Here is a 19,697-nt window from a genome sequence, read left to right as displayed (position 1 = left end):
GGAACACAATGAATAACGGAGATAATAAGAATGACTATCAATCGTTTGATGGGCGCCCTTCTCGGCAGCGCCCTGGTAGCCTGCGGAGGCGCCAGCGGTCCTGACGCCGCTCAAGGCCAGGGCAACGAATCGAAGCGCCAGCTGGCCCAAGTGGTGGTGTGCAGCGCATGGTCCGCCACCCAGGTGTACACGGCTGGCGCCTGCGTCAGCCACCTGGGTAAAACTTACACGGCGAAGTGGTGGACACAGAACAACGTGCCCGGCGCCGAGGAATGGGGACCGTGGGCGCTGTCGACGACACCGACGCCTACCCCAACACCAACGCCGACTCCGACTCCAACGCCGACGCCGACACCAACACCGACGCCTACTCCGACTCCGACTCCGACTCCGACTCCGACTCCGACTCCGACGCCAACACCGACACCGACGCCAACCCCGGTCGCCTGCCGCCCTGACGGCCTGACCTCCAAGGTCACGAACGTGCCGTACTGCGGCGTGTACGACGCCAATGGCCGCGAAGTGCTCGCGCACGGGCTGAACCGGCGCATCGTCGGCTACTTCACCAGTTGGCGCACGGGCAAGGATGGCACACCTTCCTACCTTGTCAACAACATCCCGTGGGACAAGATCACCCATGTGAACTACGCCTTCGCCGCGGTCGACCCCGCCACGTCCAAGCTGCTGCTCGGCAGCGGGCCGACCAATCCGGACACCGGCCTGACCTGGCCCGACAACCCGGCCGCCGCGATGGACCCGTCCCTACCTTACAAAGGCCACTTCAACCTGCTGGCGCAATACAAGCGCAAGCATCACGGCGTGAAGATCATGCTGTCGGTTGGCGGCTGGGCGGGCAGCGGCGGCTTCTACACGGCCACCACCAACGCCGACGGCTCGCTCAACAGCGCCGGCATCGACACCCTGGCCGACTCGATGGTGGCGTTCCTGCGCCAGTACCGTTTCTTCGACGGCATCGACATCGACTACGAGCACCCGACCACCAACAACGAGGCCGGCAACCCGCTCGATTTCGGCATGTCGAAACCACGCCTCGCCGGGCTGATGAAGAGCTACAACGTGCTGCTGGAACGCGTGCGTACCAAGCTCGACACGGCAGCGGTGGCCGACAAGAAGTACTACCTGCTGACCATCGCCGGCTCCGCTTCGGCTTGGGTTCTGCGCGGCGAAGAAAACCTGTCGGGCCTGAAGTATCTCGACTATGCCAGCCTGATGAGCTACGACCTGCACGGCGGCTGGAACCAGTACGTCGGTCCCAACGCGCCCCTGTTCGATGACGGCAACGACGCCGAACTGCGCGCCGGCAACGCCTACCAGTTCGCCAACATCGGCTACCTGAACGTCGACTGGTCCTACCGCTACTACCGCGGCGCGCTGCAAGCCGGGCGCATCAACCTGGGCGTGCCGTACTACACGCGTGGCTGGAAGAACGTGAACGGCGGCACCAACGGCCTGTGGGGCACCACCGCCCTGGTCAGCTCGACCGTGACCTGCGCCGGCGTCAAAACCTGCGGCGAAGGCGCGGTCGGCATCGACAACCTGTGGCACGACCTCGATGTCAACGGCAAGCCGATCCCCGGCGGCGGCAATCCGCTGTGGCACGCACTGAACCTGGAAAAAGCGATCCTGCCGGATTACCTGGACGCCTACAAGGTGACCGACAAGACGCTGCGCGGCACCTACCAGCCGAACTACAGCGCGACCATGGCGGCGCCGTGGCTGTGGAATCCGACCACGAAAGTGTTCCTCTCGACCGAGACGGCGCAATCGATGGATGCCAAGGCACGCTACATCGTCGACAACAACGTCGGCGGCATCATGATCTGGGAGATGGCGGGCGATTACGCGTGGGATGCCAGCAAGAACGGCGGCAAGGGCCAGTACGTCATGGGCAACACCCTGACCACCAACACCTTCAACACCTTCAAGGCGGCGGGGCCGTACGGCAACAAGCGCGCCGAGACCGCCATGCCTGCCAGCAGCGCCAAGGTGAGCATCGAGCTGGGTGGCTGGAAGATGGGCGACAGCAACTTCCCGATCAACCCGGTGATGACGGTGACCAACAAGTCGGCCACCACCATTCCGGGCGGCAGCGTGGTGGAGTTCTCGTATCCGGTGGCGGCACCGGCCAATATGAGCGACCAGTCGGGGTATGGACTGAAAGTGATTGCGGCCGGGTACAACGGGCCGAACAATATCGGCGGCTTCAAGGCGAACTTCAACCGCGCGCAGTTCACGATTCCGGCATGGCAAGCGCTGGCGCCGGGCGCATCGGTGTCGCTGACGCTCAACTATCAGCTGCCGATTTCGGGACCATCGGCATACGTGATCACGGTCGGCGGCAAGCGCTATGCGCTGGCCGACGAGTATCCGGAACTGCCGGTCGCGCTGCCGTAAGCATCGCCTGATCTTTCAAGGCAAAGGACCCGGGAACGCCAGCGCGCGTTGCCGGGTTTTTTCTGCCTTTTATCCTTTTTCTGGAATAAGAATATGAAACAACAATTATCGATGCTGGCAGCAGGACTGCTGGCGGGAATGCTGGCCGGGTGTGGCGGCAGCAGCGGTGGCGGCGAATCCACAGGGTCGGAAAGCGCGACGCGTTCGATGGTCAAGGCAAGCGCCACCTGTCCGGTGTGGAGCGCCAGCGCGGTGTTCACCGTGGGAATGTGCGCGAGTCATCAGGGCAAGGTGTACAAGGCCAAATGGTGGACGCAAGGTAATGTGCCGGGAGCGGAACAGTGGGGGCCGTGGGAATTGAGTGCGGGGACGCCGACGCCGACGCCGACTCCGACTCCGACACCTACGCCGACACCTACACCGACTCCTACGCCAACTCCTACCCCGACACCGGGTGGCGTTCCGACGAAGGCGCAGGCCGAGACGCGCGAAGCGCAGCTGACCGACAATGCGTTCTTCCGCAGCATCAAAGCATCGATCCGCACGCTGGACAACGCCGGTGTCGAGCAGGTGGTGCCGGGACGCAGCGCCAATCCGATCAACGTGAAGCGTGTCGAACGCCTGCTGCCGGCAACCAAGTGGGATCATTTCTTCGCGGTGCGCGAGCCGAGCTATACCTACCAGCGTTTCCTGCAGGCGGTGGCCAAGTTTCCAGCCTTGTGCGACGACTACAGCGACGGGCGCGATGCCGACGGCATCTGCCGACATGTACTGTCCACCATGTTCGCGCACTTCGCGCAAGAAACGGGCGAGCACAACGCGAGCAGCACGATTCCCGAGTGGCGCCAGGGCTTGAAGTACCTGCGCGAGCTGGGCTGCGATGAAACCGGCGCCGGCTGCGGCTACAACGCCGAGTGCGCCGATCCCGTGTTCAATTCGGTCTGGACCTGTGGGAAAAATGCGGACGGCAGCTTCAAGAAGTATTTCGGACGCGGAGCCAAGCAGCTGTCGTACAACTACAACTACGGGCCGTTCTCGCAGATCATGTTCAAGGGCGACCAATCGGTACTGCTGCGCGATCCGGACCGGGTGGCGTCGACGTGGCTCAACCTGGCATCGGCGACGTTTTTCTTCGTCTATCCGCAGCCGCCCAAGCCATCGATGCTGCATGTGATCGATGGAACGTGGGTACCGAATGCGGCCGACCGCGCGGCGGGGGCTGGGAACAATTTCGCCACGACGATCATGATCATCAACGCCGAGTGCGGCCAGGGGACGGAAAAGGCGGCGGCGCAGAACCGCATCAACTACTACAAGCAGTTTGCGGGCGAACTGGGCTGGAATGTGGGTACGGAGCAGTTATCGTGCGCCACGATGCAGCGCTTCGGGCCGTCAAGTTCGGCGTCGTACAGCATTTACTGGGAGAAGAACTGGAATGAGGGTGGGCAGAACCAGTGTCAGCTGGTGAGTTATCAGACGCCCTACAGCGCGCTGATTGCGGACAATTATGTGAAGTGCGTGCAGGATAACTGGAAGGTCAAACTTCAGTGATACGTCGTTCCCGCGCAGGCGGGAACCCAAGTGCGTGCCGATGCTCATGGCGGATCAACGAGACTTGGGTTCCCGCCTGCGCGGGAACGACGGAATTTAGAATATCGTTATTTTTGTGGGCGCCGGCTCTGCGATTTAAAGCGCCAAACGCGCGCGCGCGGCATCGTATTCCTGCTTCAACCGCGCCACCATCTCAGCCACCGTCGGCACATCATTCATCATCCCCACGCCCTGCCCCGCGCCCCAGATATCGCGCCACGCCTTGGCGCTGCCCGAACCGAAACTCATCTTCGATTTGTCCGACTCCGGCAAGGCATCCGGATCGAGTCCGGCATTGATAATCGATTTTTTCAGGTAGTTGCCGTGCACGCCGGTGAACAAGTTGGTGTAAATAATATCCGCCGCCGCCGATTCCACGATCGCGTCGCGGTACTCATCCGTTACATTCGATTCCTTCGTCGCCAGCCAGCGCGAGCCGATATACGCAAAATCGGCGCCCATCGCCTGCGCCGCCAGAATGGCGTCGCCCGTGGCAATCGATCCCGACAAAGCCACCGGGCCATGGAAGAATTTACGCACCTCGCCCACCAGCGCGAACGGCGACAAGGGACCTGCATGCCCGCCAGCGCCGGCAGCCACCAGAATCAGCCCGTCGACACCGGCTTCCAGCGCCTTTTCGGCATGCCGGATCGACACCACATCGTGCATCACGATGCCGCCGTAGCTGTGGATTGCATCCAGCATTTCTTTCGGCGGCGCGCGCAGCGAGGAAATGATGATCGGTACCTGATGCTTGACGCACATCGCCACATCGTGTTCCAGACGGTCGTTGGACTGGTGCACGATCTGGTTGACGGCGATCGGCCCGACCTTGGCGCCAGGATTGGCGGCTTGGTAATCGGACAACTCTTTCTTGAGGTCGGTCAGCCAGGTGTCGAGCAGCTCGGCCGGACGGGCATTGAGCGCGGGGAAGGAACCGACGATTCCCGCCTTGCACTGCGCCGCCACCAGCGCGGGCCCGCTGGCGATGAACATCGGCGATCCAATGACGGGAAGGGTGAGGTTTTGCAGCGCGGCGGGCAATGCCATGTCGGTCTCGCAATCGAAAAAAGTGGATGGAAGCAATTCCCAAGCATTATAGTGCGAAAAAAGAACGATCGTGCTTGAAAATCGGCTGCGGCGTGTTTACAAGTCGCTGTTGACCAGATCCTCGCCGTCGCGCTTGGCCGCCCCGGCCCGCACCAGCGATTGCACGGCCCAGTCGGCCATCTGCGAGGATGTCTCGAAACGCTGCAGATGCCGCCCACGCGCACCTTCGAGCACGGGGATGGCGGCGAACATGGCCGCCACTTGAGCCAGGCTGATGCGCTGGCGTTCGAGCAGCAGGAACTTGAGGATGACCTTGACCGCGTTTTCGGAATTGCGCAGCGGATCGGCTTCGAGGAAGTTCAGGCGGGTAAACGCCCTTTTCAGTGCCGGCTGGACGTCGGTGAACATGGCGCCGTGGCCGGGAATGACGAGCCGCGCGTCGAGGCTGCCGATCAGGTCGAGCGTGGCGCGCGCTTCCAGAAAACCTGATTCGCCGTCGAGCTCGGGAAAGATCACGCCGAAACCGTTGCGCCACAAGGCGTCGGCCGAAATCACGATGCCTTCGCTGGGGCAAAAGAAGATCAGCGAATGCGGATGGTGGCCGGGCGCGCCCAGCGCTTGCCACAGCTTGCCGCCCAGTTCCAGCTCGTCGCCGGGCGAGACGGTGAAATCGCCCCCGAACCGGTCGCACTGCTGGCCGGTGGCCTTGAAGCTGAGCGCGTCCTCGTCCCAGGCGGCAACGTTGGCGGCCTCGGCCACCGGAATGCCGATGCGGCAGCCGTAGCGCGCCTTCAGCGCCGCATTGCCGCCGCAGTGGTCCGAATGCAGGTGGGTATTGATGACGCGCCCCAGGGGCCGTTCGCCAAGCGCGTGGCCGACCAGCGCCAGCGTCTGCGGCACGTGGGTTTTGTAGCCGCTGTCGATCAGGGTGGTTTCGCCGGAACCGGTAAACAGCACATTATTGGAAGACAACCAGCCGCGCTCGAACACCTGCATCGACGCCGGCAGCCGCGCCGGGTCGGGATTTAACATTGCACTCATGGGTAACTCATTTTTTCATCTGGAACGCGAGCGAGATCTTGGCGAACTCGATCAGGACGGCTTGCGAGCCGCCATTGAAGGTGGTGAAGGAATTGCCGGTTCGCACAACCATGCGCGGCGGGAACAGCCAGGAAGCGTAGGGGATGCCGATCATCTTGGCGCCGCGCACATCGCGCCATTCGACTTGCTTGTCGTACAGCCAGGTCTGGCGGATGCCGGTGGCGTCGATGGTGGTGGTGGCGCGCAGGAACCAGTAATAGCTCACGCCCAGCATCAGGCCGGCGCCCAGCAGCAACGCCTTGACGCCGAGGCCGAACGACATCACCGGAAAGCGCCACGCCACGCTGGCACCGTACAGCAGCAGCACCAGGGTGACGACGGTGGCGAAGGCCTTGAAGCCGGTCCCGTAGGCGGGACCGGTGACCGCTTGCTGCGGCGTATAGAAGTTCATTTAGTCAAAGTCCAGTTCGGCTTCGCGGCGGCGGATCTCGGCCCAGACCGCGCGTTTGTACTCGTCCGGGGCATTGCCCCAGGCGACGATTTCATCGAGGGTGCGCAGGCAGCCGCGGCACAGGCCCTTACCGGATGCGGTATCGGGCGCCATTTCACACAGGCTGATGCAGGGGGACGGCACCGGCGTCTGCAGTTCGGGATTCATGCGGCTCCGCCCCCGGTCCCGGCGCCGGTGGCAACCTTGGCGGCCACCCTGGCATTGAAGCGGGCCGGATCGATCACGTGACGCTCGTGGGTGCCTTCGCAGATGCGGTCGACACCGTCCCAGGCCTCGACGCGGAACAGCACGCGCCGACCCGCCACTTCGAGCACTTCGCCTTTGATTACCAGCGTCATGCCGGGCGGGGTCGGCGCGAAATGCGAAAAATGCACCATGGTGCCCACGCTTTGCTCGCGCGGCCAGTCCGTGAACGGCATGATGCCGTGCACGCAGGCCAGTTCCATCATGCCGACCATGTAGCCGGTGGCGAGCACGTCGGGCATGTCGCGGCAGAAATCGGTGTCGTGGTACAGCTGCGGCACGGTGGCGCGCGCCGGGACGGTGTAGCTCCACTCGAAGCGGTAGCCGGGTTGCAGGTCGGGACTCATGCTCGGATTATGCCTTCTTTTAACGTTGCTCGATGAGCTCGACCTTGTTCCCGAAGGGATCGTTCACGGTGGCGCGCCGCAAGCCGGCGACCATCTCTTCCAGCTGGACCTGGACGCCAACGTCAGCCAACGCACCGACGAACTCATCGAAACCGTCGACGATGAGGGCTGGATGCGCTTTTCTGGCGCTCTGGAAGGCGCTGTCGGCCCCCAGGTGCAGCTGGGCGGCGCCGCACTGGAACCAGGCTCCGCCGCGCACGGCCAGATGGGCCGGCTTGGGCACTTCGGCCAGGCCCAGCACGCCACTGTAAAAGGCGCGCGCCTGCGCTTCGCCGCCGACCGGCATGGCTACCTGCACATGGTCGATTCCTGTGATACTTGCCATCGTTCCTCCGCTGTGACGGGATTGATACATAAAAACGCCATTATCGCATTCAGACGAATCGCGCTTGACGGAGGACCTCAGAGGGGTAGACTACCATCCATACAGATGGCATACGGATGCCACACAGATGATATGGAGACGTATGAATGCCCGGGACCTGAAACTCAAACCCGCTGAATCGGAAAAAATCACCATCAATCTGGGCTTGATCGATCTGGGCCAGATCGACCTGTTGGTCAGTGAAGGCTTTTATTCGAACCGGACCGACCTGATACGCACAGCGATCCGGAACCAGTTGAACACCCATGCCGAGGTGGTACGGCAAACGGTGGCGCGCAAGAGCCTGGTGTTGGGAATGCATCACTATTCCCGCGCCGACCTCGAAGCGGCGCTGGAAGCGGGGGAACGGCTGCAGATCCAGGTACTGGGCATGGCCAGCATTGCCAGCGACGTGTCGGTGGAACTGGCGCTGGCAACCATCGAATCCATCTTTGTGCTTGGCGCCCTGCATGCGAGCAGCGTGATCAAGACAGCACTGGCGGGCCGCATCCTTTGATGCGCTTATATAAGGAAAGCCAATGAAACTCAATGAGAAACTGTTCGCGAATATGCGGGCCGCAACCAAGACCCTGATGGGCCAGGGACCGAAGGCCGCTACCAGCGCCATTCATGAGGCCCTCAAGGTCCTGACGCCCCACAAAGCCGCGGCTGCCCAGCAGGCAGCGGCAGCGCGCGAAGGCGCCGCCACGATGCGCGACCTGAACACGCCGCCGGCGCACGCCAGAACGGCCGGGCGCGACAGCGTGGTACCGCCGGTCCCGCCAACCCAAGCGCAAGCGGGATCGCAAGCAGGGTCCCAGCCGCAGGACGCAGCCGCGCCCACGCAGGAGCAATACGTCAAAAATGCGGTGCAGGAAGCAACCGCGGCATTCAACAACCTGATGCCCGACCTGCTGGCCAAGCTCGACCGTGCGGGAACGAGCGGCCATACCGCGTTCAAGATGCCGCATTTCGACCTGCCCGGCATGCACGGCGGCATGTCGTCGACCCCGGCGGAGGCGCTTCCTGGCAAATTTACGGATGGCAGCTTCACGAATGCGGCCGGCACCCGGACTTACAAGTTGTACGAGCCGAGCAGCTACAACGGGCAGCCGATGCCGCTGGTGGTCATGTTGCACGGGTGCACCCAAGACCCGGACGACTTCGCCACGGGCACGCAGATGAACGCGCTGGCCGAAGAAATGCAGTGCCTGGTCGTGTATCCGGCGCAATCGATGCAAGCCAATTCCTCGCGCTGCTGGAACTGGTTCAATGCGGTCGACCAGCAACGCGGCCAGGGTGAACCATCGATTATTGCCGGCATTACCGAGGCGGTGATGCACAACCATGCCGTCGACAAGAGCCAGGTGTATGTCGCCGGGCTGTCGGCCGGCGGCGCGATGGCAACCATCATGGGCACCTTGTATCCGGAACTGTATGCGGCCGTGGGTGTGCATTCGGGGCTGCCGTTCGCGTCGGCCCACGATCTGCCGTCGGCGCTGGCGGCGATGAAGGGCAATTTCGGACCGCAAAAGGCCAGCGGCAAGTCGATTCCCATCATCGTGTTCCATGGCGACAAGGATACGACCGTGCATCCGGTCAATGGCGACGAGCTGATCAAGCGCGGCGCGCATCACGAGTCGAAAGGTTTCGTCACCGAGCCGGGCCGCGTGCCGGACGGGCACGCCTACACGCGCACCGTGCACCAGCGCGCCGACGGGACCCCGCAGGCGGAACAGTGGCTGATCCACGGGGCCGGCCATGCCTGGTCCGGTGGCAGCGCGCGCGGCAGCTATACCGATGGCAAGGGTCCGGATGCCAGCCGGGAAATGATGCGTTTTTTCCAGACCAAGCGCTAAGGCTGCCGTCGACGGGTGACATTCCCGTCGACCGCGCTCCTGGCCTGGTCAACGGTGCAGCGCCGCGCTTGATTGATGAGGCAAATTCAATCTGGAAGCGCTAATCCGGCAAAAAATGCTCAGCCAGCACTTGGACAAGCGTCCACGGGCACCTTCGCGGAAGTCCGTCCAGTTCCATGTTTCCGCCGGCAATGCCCAGAGCATCCTTCCAGGCATCGTCGAGCCATTCGATGTCGATCAAGGCCGATTGCAAACTGGGCATCTTGCGCAAGACGCGCCCGATACTGACGCGCTGGTCGCCGATACTCCTTAGCAATCCACTGTCGCGCCGCTCAGGATGCAGCTTCCATTCCAGCAATTGCGCAAACAAGGCCGACATGCGCCGCCCCAGCTCGCGCTTTTCAGCCTTGGCCACGCCTTCGATCTCTTCGGCGATATTGTCAAAGTCGAGCGCCGACCACTGCCGCGCGCGCAATAAGGCAGCCTGTTGGTATGCCCAGGCCACCACGTCGGTGTCGTACAAATCTGCCATTGACCGCTCCTGTTCAAAGCCAACCCGGTCTCCGTATGGTAAGCCCAAGCGAGCCCGGCACGACTGAAAATGCCTGCGCGGCGGCAAGATCGTGGCGCGAATGACGATGATGTGCCGGCAAAACGCCGGCGGCGATGTCTTTTATCGACGTTGAACCCGGTTGAAGGGGCGGCATGAGCCAGCCACTACCGAGGAAGAAATGCCGGGTCCAGTATCTGCGCACTGGTCCATATTGGCGTGTCCGGAAACTCATGCAGCCCGGTCTCCTTGAGGGCAAGTACCAGCGCGTCGTCCCAGACCTCTTGCCGCCCGTCATTATCGGTAAGTGCGCTCTTGAGACTGGGGACCTTGCCGAGCTTACGGGCGATCGAGGCGCGCTGCACCTGCATCGTTTTGAGCCAGCTTTTACTGCGCAATTGCGGCTGGAACTGCCACTTGAGCAGGTGAGCAATCAGCACGGCCATCCGGCTGCCGAGTTCGCGCCGCACGCTGTTGCCCACGTCCTCGATCTCCTCGGCAAGGTTCTCAATATCGAGCGCGGACCAGCGGCGTTCGCGCAACAGCGCCGCCTGTTTGATCGACCAGGCAAGCACATCCTCGTCGTACAGATTCGCCATCGTCAGCACCTTTTTACTGCCACAATTTCAAGCATATATATATCGATTCTCCATTCGACCGACCTCCACCGTGCACCAGTGCCACTGAGAAACTTCGCCACGCGACGCAGATTGCGGACAGCGGCAAGTTCGCTTTTTGGCGGCGAGCCGAGCTAAAGGGCGAACGTGAGCGTTCCCTATGCGGGGAAAAACGTCGAGTCCAACACTTGCGCGGTGGTCCATACAGGCGTCCGCGGGAACTGGTGCAGCCCGGTGTCATTGAAGGCAATGACCAGCGCGTCGTTCCAAATCTCTACAAACCACGCGTCATCAGCCAGCGTGTGCTTCAGGCTCGGCACTTTAGCGAGCTTTATTGCAATGCTCTCGCGCTGCACATCGATCGTTGCGCGCCAGCTTTTGCTGCGCAATTGCGGCTGAAGCTGCCACTTGAGCAGGTGGGCAATCAGCACGGCCATCCGGCTGCCCAGTTCGCGCCGCACGTTATTGCCCACTTCCTCGATCTCCTCGGCAAGGTTCTCAATATCGAGCGCGAACCACCGGCGTTCGCGCAACAGCGCCGCCTGTTCGATCGACCAGGCAAGCACGTCCATGTCGTACAGACTAGCCATCATCAACTCCTTGTGACTGCCCTCATATTAAGCATGCATACCGACCTGACTTCGACGCGTCTCAATCGTGCGCCGGCGCGAGCAGGGAACTTGAACACGCCAGTGAGGTCTATCCTTGTAGCTTTGTGCATAGGTCCCTGCTCAGCCGCCGGGGGAGATTAATTAATTTGACCGCAAGGAGAGTTTGCCATGTTCATATTTAGAACAACGTTCACTGAAGAAGATGTTCAACGTCTTGAGGAACGCCTATCTCTGAGGGTTGCTCCGAGGCCGCCCTTTTCCGCGCGGACCCAGCAAATCATTGACGCTGTGGAGTTTTCACCGGAAGACGTTAAAAAAGCTGCGACCGCCGCCGCGATAGCAATGGCAAGCGAGTAGCACATGGGCCACGTGTTTTCAACCCTGGTTTCCGGTGTGGATGACGTATCTGGCGCATTAGCTTACGCCGACTATAAGCGCAGCAAGATTGAATGGCGCGAGCAGTTCCATGCTTTTCACCTGCGCCAGCCTTGTGCGGCTGAAGAAGAGGCGTTCGTTCAGGTACAAATGCTGGATGTGAACATTACACACTTGAGGCAGCATGGCAACCGCATTGCCGCGCGCTACATCAAAGAGGCCTTGAAAGACAGGCTGGCTGAGCTCTCTTTTGAGGTTTGCCAGTCGGAGTTGTCAGGAAAATTTGCCACGCTGGATGCACGGGTACAGTCAGCCTTGAAAGAAATCCAGACGCAACTGGACGAAAAGAAAACGATCGGAGGTTGGATGAAGGATATCGGAACGGCATTTGTCTCCAGTCTGGCCTTGGTGGCAATTGTCGGGTCGATTCTAACCGGCTATGTAGGACTGGCAAAACTAACGGCCACCACGGAGAAAGCAGTCGGCCTTGGTGCCAACCCAACACTCAAACCGGCGTTCGGAGAACCCGCTTCCAGGCCTTCAGCGCCCCAGGAAGGCGATTAACCGCCCCTTGGGGTAAACATCCGGAGAAACTACGATTGCGCCGCGTTCCAGCCTGATCTCCCGGTAGTGCAGCCAGCTCATTCACGCGCCGGCTCGGCCAAACTGGCTCGCTGCGCCTCGATATGCGCCTTCAGGCACGCCGGACACCAGCAAGCAGCCGCGCCGCCCTCGACCGGCACCGCCACCGCCGGCGGCAGTTCCGTGCACCAGCACGGCCCCGCTGTGCCGTCGGCCATGGCGCAGCCGAACTGCGCCCCACAGCGGCTGCAGGTACTCATGGCGCGCCGCTTTCCGGCGAGGTCAGCCACAATGGGAGAAGACACGTGCGGGCGATGCCATTCATGGGCATGTTTCCTGATCAATTGGTGCGCTGCTTCGGGCGCCGCGAAACGGAGCTGGAGCGCGGAGGAGATTCATTTAAGCTCAGCCTAACGGATCAAAAATGAAAATACAACAAGATAGCCCTATAATGCCCACAAGCTTCTCCCTGTTGCCTGTAAAATCTCGCAAAATTTCATTTTCGGACCCGCCATGACCGCTCCTTTGCCCAAACTGAAGACCGACCATCAAGACGACCTGACCGCGGTTTCCCCGCAGATCAAGGCGCAGATCCTGGCCGAGGCACTCCCGTATATCCGCAATTTCCATGGCAAGACCATTGTCATCAAATACGGCGGCAATGCGATGACCGACGAACGCCTCAAGCACGGCTTCGCGCGCGACGTCATCCTGCTCAAGCTGGTCGGCATGAACCCGGTCGTGGTGCACGGCGGCGGTCCGCAAATCGACAACGCCCTGAAAAAAATCGGCAAGCAAGGCAGCTTCGTGCAAGGCATGCGCATCACCGACGAAGAAACCATGGAAGTGGTCGAATGGGTGCTCGGCGGCGAAGTCCAGCAAGATATCGTGATGCTGATTAACCACTACGGCGGCCAGGCTGTCGGCCTGACCGGCAAAGATGGCGGCCTGATCCGCGCACGCAAAATGGCCATGCCCGACAAGGAAAACCCGGGCGAGTTCCTCGACATCGGTTTTGTCGGCGAAATCGATGCCATCAACCCGGCCGTGGTCAAGGCGCTGCAGGACGACGCCTTCATTCCGATCATTTCGCCGATCGGCTTCGGACAGGATGGCCAGGCCTACAACATCAATGCCGATGTCGTCGCAGGCAAGATCGCGGAAATCCTGAAAGCCGAAAAGCTGATCATGATGACCAACATCGCCGGCGTGCAAGATAAAAAAGGCAACCTCGTGACCGATCTGTCGGCGCGCGAGATCGACGAAATGTTCGCCGACGGCACCATTTCGGGCGGCATGCTGCCTAAAATTTCATCGGCACTCGATGCGGCCAAGTCGGGCGTGAACACGGTTCACATCATCGACGGACGAATTGAGCACTCTTTGCTGCTCGAAGTCTTGACCGAACAGGCTTTTGGCACTATGATCCGGTCGCACTAAAATTTTTATGGCGGCATCAGCCGCCAACAGTACCGCCCTTTTAGCTCAGTGGTAGAGCACTCCCTTGGTAAGGGAGAGGCCACGTGTTCAATCCACGTAAAGGGCACCATTCCTCCCGCGGCACCCTCCCCCAAGCTCTGCACTATCCAGATCAGTACACCCGCTCGACCTTCAGCCCGCGCGCGCGCAGCAATGCCGGTACGCTGTTCTTACCGATCAGATGCAATACCCCGATCGCCGCCACGCTCTTGTCCTGTTTGACCAGCAAAGCGGCCAGCTTGTCCGCCAGCGGGCCGTTGCGTTCGTCCAACAGAATTTTCTGCATGAATTTGCCGGATACGCTGGTGTCGCTCTCGACCTTGGCCGCCACCGCATCGAGCCCGGCCTTGTCCGCCGAGCCCCAGGCGTCGACGATCTGGCGCATTTCGGCGCGCTGCTTGCCGGACTCCATCATGTCCACGCTCTCTTCCAGGAACTTCCACTGCTCCTCCGCGCCCAAGCGGTCGAACATCGCGAACTGGGCACTGATCGATTCGAGCTCGATTACCGGCACCTTGCTCGCGCGCGCCATCTGCGCCAGCTTGATGTCGACCGCCAGCTCGGCCTGGTAACCCTCAGCCGCGTACTCGGCCAGGGTCAGGGTGGTCGCCACCAGCCACGGCTTGAAGCGCGCCACCGCGGCCGGATCGATCTTCGCCTTTTTCAAGGCCTGTTCCACGCGCTTGCGAAAGGCTGGCGAGCGATCCTGGAAGCCCGGCTTGCCGGGCGCGAGCAAGGCGTGCGCCTGCATCGCCGCACCCAGCTTGGCCGGGTCCTGCAGCAGGTCCACTTCCAGCGCCAGCGCCGAGGCATCCTTCACGGCGGTGGCAATGCGCGGCTCCAACGGATAGAACTCCGGCAAGCCCACATGCATGGTGCCGAACAAATGCATCGTATGGCCGCTGCCACTGATCTTGAACAGCGCGCCGCGCTCGGCGCCCCATGCCGCCGGCAGGGCCAGCATCAGCAAACTGAGGAACACCACTATAATCGGACGTCTCATGCCTTATTTCCTTGTTGGTTCGTTATTGCGTTTTTAATCAGGTCCCCTGTGTCCAATCTTACCCGCTCCGCCCCGCTCTGGTTGTTCGATCTCGACAATACCCTGCATAACGCCTCGCACGCGATTTTCCCCACCATCACCGCCAACATGAACGTGTTCATCGCGCGCGTGCTGGGCGACGGCGTTACGCCCGCCAGCGCGGACGTGGTCAACGCCGCCCGCCTCGACTACTGGCAACGCTACGGCGCCACCCTGCTCGGGATGATCAAGCACCACCAGGTCAGCGCCGCCGACTTCCTGCACGAAACCCACCACATCGAGCGGCTGGAAGACATGATCCGCTACGAACGCGGGCTGGCGCGCCTGCTCAAGCGCTTGCCGGGACAAAAAATCCTGCTGACCAACGCGCCGACCCGCTATTCGACCGACGTGATGCGCCATCTGGGATTGCGGCGCCACTTCAGTCACCACATCGCCATCGAAAACATGCACGTGCACGGCCAGCTGCGGCCCAAGCCGTCCAAGCTGATGCTGCGCCGCCTGCTGCGCAAGCACGGCGTTGCCGCGCAGCGCTGCATCCTGGTCGAAGACACCCTGGCCAACCTGCGCACCGCCAAACAGGTGGGAATGCGCACCGCCTGGGTCACCCAGTACCTGCGCATGGCCGATCCGATCGGTGTTGCGCCGTTGCCAAAAAAGTTAAAACGCCCCGCTTATGTCGATGTCAAAGTAAAATCCGTGCTTCAGTTGCCGAGATGCATGAATCGACTGCGCTGACATCGTCAACCCACCTCATCGAGAACACATGGCAAGCACCAAGCCGGGCCAGCGCAAGCTGCAAATCCTCCAGGCTCTGGCCACCATGCTGGAGCAGCCCAAAGGCGAGAAAATCACCACGGCGGCACTGGCAGCACGGCTGGACGTATCCGAAGCGGCGCTGTACCGCCACTTCGCCAGCAAGGCGCAAATGTTCGAAGGTTTGATCGAATTCATCGAATCGAGCGTCTTCGGCCTGATTAACCAGATCGCCGAAAACGAACAGGGCGGCGTCGACCAGGCGCACGCCGTGCTGCAGATGCTGCTCGGCTTCGCGGCCAACAATCCCGGCATGACGCGCGTGCTGATCGGCGACGCCCTGGTCAACGAAGATGAGCGCCTGCAGCTGCGCATGAACCAGTTCTACGACAAGATCGAACTGGCGTGCAAGCAGTCGCTGCGCCTGGCCGTCACCCAGGGACACGGCCAGGAAGCCGACGTCGCCGCCCGCGCCAGCCTGCTGGTGAGCTACGTGGTCGGACGCTGGCACCGCTACGCCAAGAGCGGCTTCCGCCACAACCCGACCGAGGGCACGGCCCTCCAGCTTTCCTTGTTGCTGGCGGCCTGACCGCGCGTACACCGATGAACCCCGTGGACTGCTTTGCCCTGCTCGACGACGCCACCGGCGGCGGTTCGCGCCTGTACACGGGCCATGCGGGTGCCTTGCGCTGCGACGACGCCGGCACATGGCCGGACTTGCTGGCGCAGTTGCAGGCGGCGCTCGGACGCGGCCTGCATGCGGTGGCGGTGCTCAGTTATGAACTGGGCGGGCACCTGCTCGGCATCGGCACGCACCATGCCACCGGTCCGCTGGCGCAGCTGCTGCTGTTCGACACCTGCACCCGCTTGTCATTCGACGAGGTGACGGCCTGGCTGGCCGCGCACGCGCCGGCGCAGGATGGCCCGGCCGGTATCGGCAACGTGCGCGCCAACGTCGACCAAGCCGCGTTCAGCGACGCCTTGAAGCGCATCCACGACTACATCGCCGCCGGCGACACCTACCAGGTCAACTACACCTACCGCCTGCACTTCGACGCCTTCGGCTCGCCCCACGCGCTGTATGCCCGCCTGCGCGCGCGCCAGCCGGTGCCCTACGGCGCCCTGATCGCCCTGCCCGACGGCGGCGCCGTGCTGTCGCTCTCGCCCGAACTGTTCGTGCGCCACCAAGGCGGTGAGCTGGTCGCGCGCCCCATGAAAGGCACCGCCCCCGCCAGCGACGACGAGGCCGGGAATGCGCGCCGCGCCAGCGCGCTGGCGGCCGACGTCAAGAACCGCGCCGAAAACCTGATGATCGTCGACCTGCTGCGCAACGACCTCGGACGCATCGCCGTCACCGGCAGCGTCGAGGTGCCGGCGCTGTTCGACGTGCAGCGCTTTGCCAGCGTGCTGCAGATGACGTCCACCGTGCGCGCCCGCCTGCGCCCGGACGCTACCTTGGCCGACATCTTCGCCGCGCTGTACCCGTGCGGCTCGATCACCGGCGCACCCAAGCGGCGCGCGATGGAAATCATCCGCGAGCTCGAACCGGCCGCGCGCGGCGTCTACACGGGCGCCATCGGCTGGTTCGATCCAGCTTCCACGCCTGACGCGATCGGCGACTTTTGCCTGTCGGTGCCGATCCGCACCCTGACGCTGCAGGCGCAGCACGGCGGCACGCGGCGCGGCGAGATGGGCGTGGGCGCCGGCATCGTGTACGACAGCGACGCCGCCGACGAATATGCCGAGTGCCAGCTCAAGGCGCGCTTCCTGACCGGCCTGCAAAATGAGATCGAGGTCTTCGAAACCCTGCACGCCACGCGCGACGATGGCTGCCGCCACCGCGCGCTGCACCTGGCGCGCATGGCGCGGTCGGCGCGCTACTTCGGCTTCCCGTTCGACCAAGCCGATGCCCACGCGGCGCTGGACGCCGCCTGCGCCGCGCTGGCGCCCGGGGTGGCCTCGCGCATGCGGCTCGCGCTCGGCCCGTCCGGCGCGTTCAGCGTGCAAAGCGGCGCACTGGCCGCGCTGGCGCAGCCGGTGCGCGTGCTGCTGGCGGAGGACGCGATGCGCGCCGACGATCTGTTCCTGCGCCACAAAACCAGCGTGCGCACGCGCTACGACGCCGCCTGGCGCGCGGCCGAGGCGCAAGGCGCTTTCGATATGCTGTTCTTCAACGAGCGCGGCGAACTGACCGAGGGAGGCCGCAGCAATGTGTTCGTGCAGGTCGACGGGCGCTGGCGCACTCCCGCCCTGGCGTGCGGCCTGCTGCCCGGGATCATGCGCGCGCTGGTGCTGGCCGACGCCCGGTGGGATGCGGAAGAAGGCATCGTCACGCGCGCGATGCTGGAGCGCGCCACCGGCCTGATGGTTTGCAATGCGCTGCGCGGACCGATGATGGCGGTGCTGGCCTAAGCCAGCCAGAGGCGCAAATCCTGTTCGCCGGCGTCGCTGAACGCAACCACGCGCGAATCGAGCGAGCGTTTGGCCCAGCCGATTTCCTCGAAGCGCGCCAGCAGTGCGTCGCCCAGCGCGCCGGCCAGGTGGTGGCGGCGCTCGCTCCAGTCGAGACAGGTGCGGCAAAAGGCGCGCCGCGTGCCGGCCGCCGCCGCCGTGTCGACGCCGATTGCTTTGATCATGGCGCTGCCGGCGCCGGTCAGGCGCAGGCCATCCGCATCGGGAATGAAAGCGCCATGCGCCAGCAGGCGCTCATACACCAGCACACCGAGTTCGCCGGCCAGATGGTCGTAGCACACGCGCGCCTTGCGCAAGGCCGGCTCGCGGGGGCTGGAACGCAGCCGCACCGCGCCGGTGCGAAAGGCGACGTTCATCAGCGATTCGAGCAGCTGCGCAACGTCGTCGTCGGCCAGGCGGAAATAGCGGTGGCGGCCCTGCGCTTCCACCGCGAGCAGGCCGGCATCGACCAGCTTGGCGAGGTGGGCGCTGATCGTCTGCTTGGTGACGCCGGCGATGTCGGCCAGTTCGGTGGCAGTGAGGGCCATGCCCGACATGAGGGCGGTCAATACTTCCGCGCGCGCGTGATCGCCGATCAGGGCGGCAATGCCGATAATGTTGGGTCCGTCTTTCATGGTTCGATGGTAGCCGAACCGTGCAGGCCGCACAAGCTTGTATAGTTAGCCGTATCGACTAACGAAAGAGGGGGCCATGGAACTGATCCGATACCTGAGCGATTGCTTCTTCACGGAGCAACAGCTGCTGGCGGTGTCCGGCATCGATGCGGAAGAGCTGGCGGCGCTGCAGCGGCGCTCGATGATGCCGCGCGCATCCTACCGGCTGCGCCTGGACGTGAGCTGCGACTCCTTTTTTGGCCAGCACGAGGAGCACAAGGAGATGGCCTACTATGCCAGAGGCTACGCTTCGTGGATCGGGCTGCTGCAATCGCTGCACGGCGACGCCGCCGCCTTCCGCGTGTTCGCCGAGCGCTACCGCGCCCGGCTGACGCAGTTGAAGGCGGCCGGCTTGTGCACCGACAACCCCAAGCTCGGCGCGGGCCTGGACGAACACCTGCGCGAAGAGTGGCGCCACTTCCTCGAGGGCACCTATGGGATATGCACCAAAACCGGGTTGCCGGAGGAAATCGCCTCGAAGGAACTGGCGACGCTGATCATCCGCGACATCATCGGCAAGCCCGTTGAGCAGGCGCTGTCGACACGCGACCGGATATGCCTGACTCTGGCTGTCGACCTGCTCGACACCGCCAGCGGCCAGTTTGCGCCCCATGAAAAAGAGCGCAGCTCGCGGCATTTACTGATTGACGAGGTGCGCAAGAATTACCAGTTATAAGCGATGGGTTATAAGCGGCGTGGCCGGTGACCGCTATGGATCAGAGCCGGCAAGGCGCGGGAATGCCGCTGTCGCCGGACGCCATTGCGGCTGCCGTCGCTACCAGAACCATGCCGATGACGAGGATGCGCGGAAGGTGACCGAGGATGAACTGGCGCAACGTCTCAGCTTTGCCGAACTGGTCCGCGAATGCCGGTTCCCCGGTTTCCTGCGTAGCGAACCCAGCCGGTGGCTTGCTGCCTTTCCCAAGCCAGGAAACATCAATATCTTCTGCCCGCATGCCTTGTTCTTCAATAAAAAAGTCTCTCGCACACATTGCATTCTCCTTAAAGATTTCCGCAAACAGCCGCCAGCCGGCCAGTCTAACCTTTTTGATCATGGTCGGCGATGTTGGTTCCGCATCC

At 62.8% G+C, this 19,697-nt stretch carries 23 protein-coding genes and 1 tRNA gene; 11 read left to right on the top strand and 13 right to left on the bottom strand.

Annotated elements, in window-relative coordinates:
* Nucleotides 1–30 precede the first annotated feature (30 nt).
* Together CR152_RS02300 and CR152_RS02295 are read left to right on the top strand one after the other, a co-directional pair.
* Nucleotides 31–2,415: a chitinase C-terminal domain-containing protein gene (locus CR152_RS02300; RefSeq protein ID WP_099873434.1), complete on the top strand. Its 2,385-nt coding sequence runs from the start codon at nt 31–33 to the stop codon at nt 2,413–2,415.
* Nucleotides 2,416–2,508: 93 nt separating this feature from the next.
* On the top strand, nt 2,509–3,966 hold the full coding sequence (locus CR152_RS02295; RefSeq protein ID WP_099873432.1) for a glycoside hydrolase family 19 protein: 1,458 nt from the start codon (nt 2,509–2,511) through the stop codon (nt 3,964–3,966).
* Between the two features lie 135 nt (nt 3,967–4,101).
* On the opposite strand, the gene CR152_RS02290 is transcribed toward CR152_RS02295, so the two are convergent.
* The 6 genes from CR152_RS02290 to CR152_RS02265 all read right to left on the bottom strand — a co-directional run bounded on the left by CR152_RS02290 (nt 4,102) and on the right by CR152_RS02265 (nt 7,582).
* Nucleotides 4,102–5,055: an NAD(P)H-dependent flavin oxidoreductase gene (locus CR152_RS02290; RefSeq protein ID WP_099873430.1), complete on the bottom strand. Its 954-nt coding sequence runs from the start codon at nt 5,053–5,055 to the stop codon at nt 4,102–4,104.
* Between the two features lie 96 nt (nt 5,056–5,151).
* Nucleotides 5,152–6,096 carry an MBL fold metallo-hydrolase gene (locus tag CR152_RS02285; protein WP_229413254.1) on the bottom strand — a complete coding sequence of 315 codons (945 nt, stop codon included), beginning with the start codon at nt 6,094–6,096 and terminating at the stop codon, nt 5,152–5,154.
* Between the two features lie 7 nt (nt 6,097–6,103).
* Nucleotides 6,104–6,547, bottom strand: coding sequence for a hypothetical protein (locus CR152_RS02280; RefSeq protein ID WP_099873428.1), 444 nt, complete (start codon nt 6,545–6,547; stop codon nt 6,104–6,106).
* Nucleotides 6,548–6,754, bottom strand: a complete 207-nt coding sequence (locus tag CR152_RS02275; protein WP_099873426.1) for a DUF1289 domain-containing protein — start codon at nt 6,752–6,754, stop codon at nt 6,548–6,550. It abuts the gene before it with no gap.
* Nucleotides 6,751–7,197: a thioesterase family protein gene (locus tag CR152_RS02270; RefSeq protein ID WP_099873424.1), complete on the bottom strand. Its 447-nt coding sequence runs from the start codon at nt 7,195–7,197 to the stop codon at nt 6,751–6,753. The genes CR152_RS02275 and CR152_RS02270 overlap by 4 nt, the downstream gene beginning before the upstream one ends.
* 19 nt (nt 7,198–7,216) lie before the next feature.
* The gene (locus CR152_RS02265) at nt 7,217–7,582 is read right to left on the bottom strand and encodes a VOC family protein (RefSeq protein ID WP_099873423.1); all 366 of its coding nucleotides are present in this window, start codon (nt 7,580–7,582) and stop codon (nt 7,217–7,219) included.
* Between the two features lie 142 nt (nt 7,583–7,724).
* Between CR152_RS02265 and CR152_RS02260 the strand changes: the two genes are divergently transcribed.
* Together CR152_RS02260 and CR152_RS02255 are read left to right on the top strand one after the other, a co-directional pair.
* Nucleotides 7,725–8,138, top strand: a complete 414-nt coding sequence (locus CR152_RS02260) for a ribbon-helix-helix domain-containing protein (protein WP_099873421.1) — start codon at nt 7,725–7,727, stop codon at nt 8,136–8,138.
* Nucleotides 8,139–8,160: 22 nt separating this feature from the next.
* Nucleotides 8,161–9,480, top strand: a complete 1,320-nt coding sequence (locus CR152_RS02255) for an extracellular catalytic domain type 1 short-chain-length polyhydroxyalkanoate depolymerase (RefSeq protein ID WP_229413253.1) — start codon at nt 8,161–8,163, stop codon at nt 9,478–9,480.
* Nucleotides 9,481–9,580: 100 nt separating this feature from the next.
* Here the strand turns inward: CR152_RS02255 and CR152_RS02250 are convergent, their stop codons facing one another.
* The 3 genes from CR152_RS02250 to CR152_RS02240 form a co-directional block, all read right to left on the bottom strand.
* Nucleotides 9,581–10,012, bottom strand: coding sequence for a DUF29 domain-containing protein (locus CR152_RS02250; RefSeq protein WP_099873419.1), 432 nt, complete (start codon nt 10,010–10,012; stop codon nt 9,581–9,583).
* A 185-nt stretch (nt 10,013–10,197) separates the two neighbouring features.
* Nucleotides 10,198–10,629, bottom strand: a complete 432-nt coding sequence (locus CR152_RS02245) for a DUF29 domain-containing protein (RefSeq protein ID WP_099873417.1) — start codon at nt 10,627–10,629, stop codon at nt 10,198–10,200.
* Nucleotides 10,630–10,805: 176 nt separating this feature from the next.
* Nucleotides 10,806–11,240 carry a DUF29 domain-containing protein gene (locus CR152_RS02240; protein WP_229413252.1) on the bottom strand — a complete coding sequence of 145 codons (435 nt, stop codon included), beginning with the start codon at nt 11,238–11,240 and terminating at the stop codon, nt 10,806–10,808.
* Nucleotides 11,241–11,618: 378 nt separating this feature from the next.
* On the opposite strand from CR152_RS02240, the gene CR152_RS02230 reads away from it, so the two are divergent.
* Complete coding sequence (locus CR152_RS02230; protein WP_099873410.1) at nt 11,619–12,197, top strand: hypothetical protein; 579 nt, start codon at nt 11,619–11,621, stop codon at nt 12,195–12,197.
* A gap of 77 nt (nt 12,198–12,274) precedes the next feature.
* Here CR152_RS02230 and CR152_RS02225 read toward each other — a convergent pair whose 3' ends face one another.
* On the bottom strand, nt 12,275–12,475 hold the full coding sequence (locus tag CR152_RS02225; RefSeq protein ID WP_099881921.1) for a cysteine-rich CWC family protein: 201 nt from the start codon (nt 12,473–12,475) through the stop codon (nt 12,275–12,277).
* A 253-nt stretch (nt 12,476–12,728) separates the two neighbouring features.
* Between CR152_RS02225 and argB the strand changes: the two genes are divergently transcribed.
* Both argB and CR152_RS02215 read left to right on the top strand, forming a co-directional pair.
* Nucleotides 12,729–13,655, top strand: coding sequence for an acetylglutamate kinase (gene argB, locus CR152_RS02220; RefSeq protein WP_054265500.1), 927 nt, complete (start codon nt 12,729–12,731; stop codon nt 13,653–13,655).
* Nucleotides 13,656–13,689: 34 nt separating this feature from the next.
* Nucleotides 13,690–13,764 (top strand) — tRNA-Thr (locus CR152_RS02215).
* 42 nt (nt 13,765–13,806) lie between these two features.
* On the opposite strand, the gene CR152_RS02210 is transcribed toward CR152_RS02215, so the two are convergent.
* Nucleotides 13,807–14,697, bottom strand: a complete 891-nt coding sequence (locus CR152_RS02210) for a TraB/GumN family protein (RefSeq protein WP_099873408.1) — start codon at nt 14,695–14,697, stop codon at nt 13,807–13,809.
* Between the two features lie 48 nt (nt 14,698–14,745).
* Between CR152_RS02210 and CR152_RS02205 the strand changes: the two genes are divergently transcribed.
* From CR152_RS02205 to pabB, 3 genes are read left to right on the top strand one after another with little or no spacing between them, the layout of a single operon-like run.
* Complete coding sequence (locus CR152_RS02205; protein ID WP_229413251.1) at nt 14,746–15,474, top strand: HAD-IA family hydrolase; 729 nt, start codon at nt 14,746–14,748, stop codon at nt 15,472–15,474.
* Between the two features lie 28 nt (nt 15,475–15,502).
* Nucleotides 15,503–16,081 carry a nucleoid occlusion factor SlmA gene (gene slmA, locus CR152_RS02200; RefSeq protein ID WP_099873406.1) on the top strand — a complete coding sequence of 193 codons (579 nt, stop codon included), beginning with the start codon at nt 15,503–15,505 and terminating at the stop codon, nt 16,079–16,081.
* Nucleotides 16,082–16,095: 14 nt separating this feature from the next.
* Nucleotides 16,096–17,904, top strand: coding sequence for an aminodeoxychorismate synthase component I (gene pabB / locus CR152_RS02195; protein ID WP_099873404.1), 1,809 nt, complete (start codon nt 16,096–16,098; stop codon nt 17,902–17,904).
* On the opposite strand, the gene CR152_RS02190 is transcribed toward pabB, so the two are convergent.
* Nucleotides 17,901–18,578, bottom strand: coding sequence for an ArsR/SmtB family transcription factor (locus CR152_RS02190; protein ID WP_099873403.1), 678 nt, complete (start codon nt 18,576–18,578; stop codon nt 17,901–17,903). The genes pabB and CR152_RS02190 overlap by 4 nt on opposite strands.
* A 76-nt stretch (nt 18,579–18,654) precedes the next feature.
* Between CR152_RS02190 and CR152_RS02185 the strand changes: the two genes are divergently transcribed.
* Nucleotides 18,655–19,293, top strand: a complete 639-nt coding sequence (locus CR152_RS02185; protein ID WP_099873401.1) for a DUF6058 family natural product biosynthesis protein — start codon at nt 18,655–18,657, stop codon at nt 19,291–19,293.
* A 40-nt stretch (nt 19,294–19,333) separates the two neighbouring features.
* Here CR152_RS02185 and CR152_RS02180 read toward each other — a convergent pair whose 3' ends face one another.
* The gene (locus CR152_RS02180) at nt 19,334–19,672 is read right to left on the bottom strand and encodes a hypothetical protein (RefSeq protein WP_099873399.1); all 339 of its coding nucleotides are present in this window, start codon (nt 19,670–19,672) and stop codon (nt 19,334–19,336) included.
* Nucleotides 19,673–19,697: the final 25 nt, after the last annotated feature.

This window comes from Massilia violaceinigra, assembly GCF_002752675.1.
In the GTDB taxonomy this organism is placed as follows: Bacteria; Pseudomonadota; Gammaproteobacteria; order Burkholderiales; family Burkholderiaceae_D; genus Telluria_A; species Telluria_A violaceinigra.
This window is presented reverse-complemented; position numbering and strand designations above follow the sequence as displayed.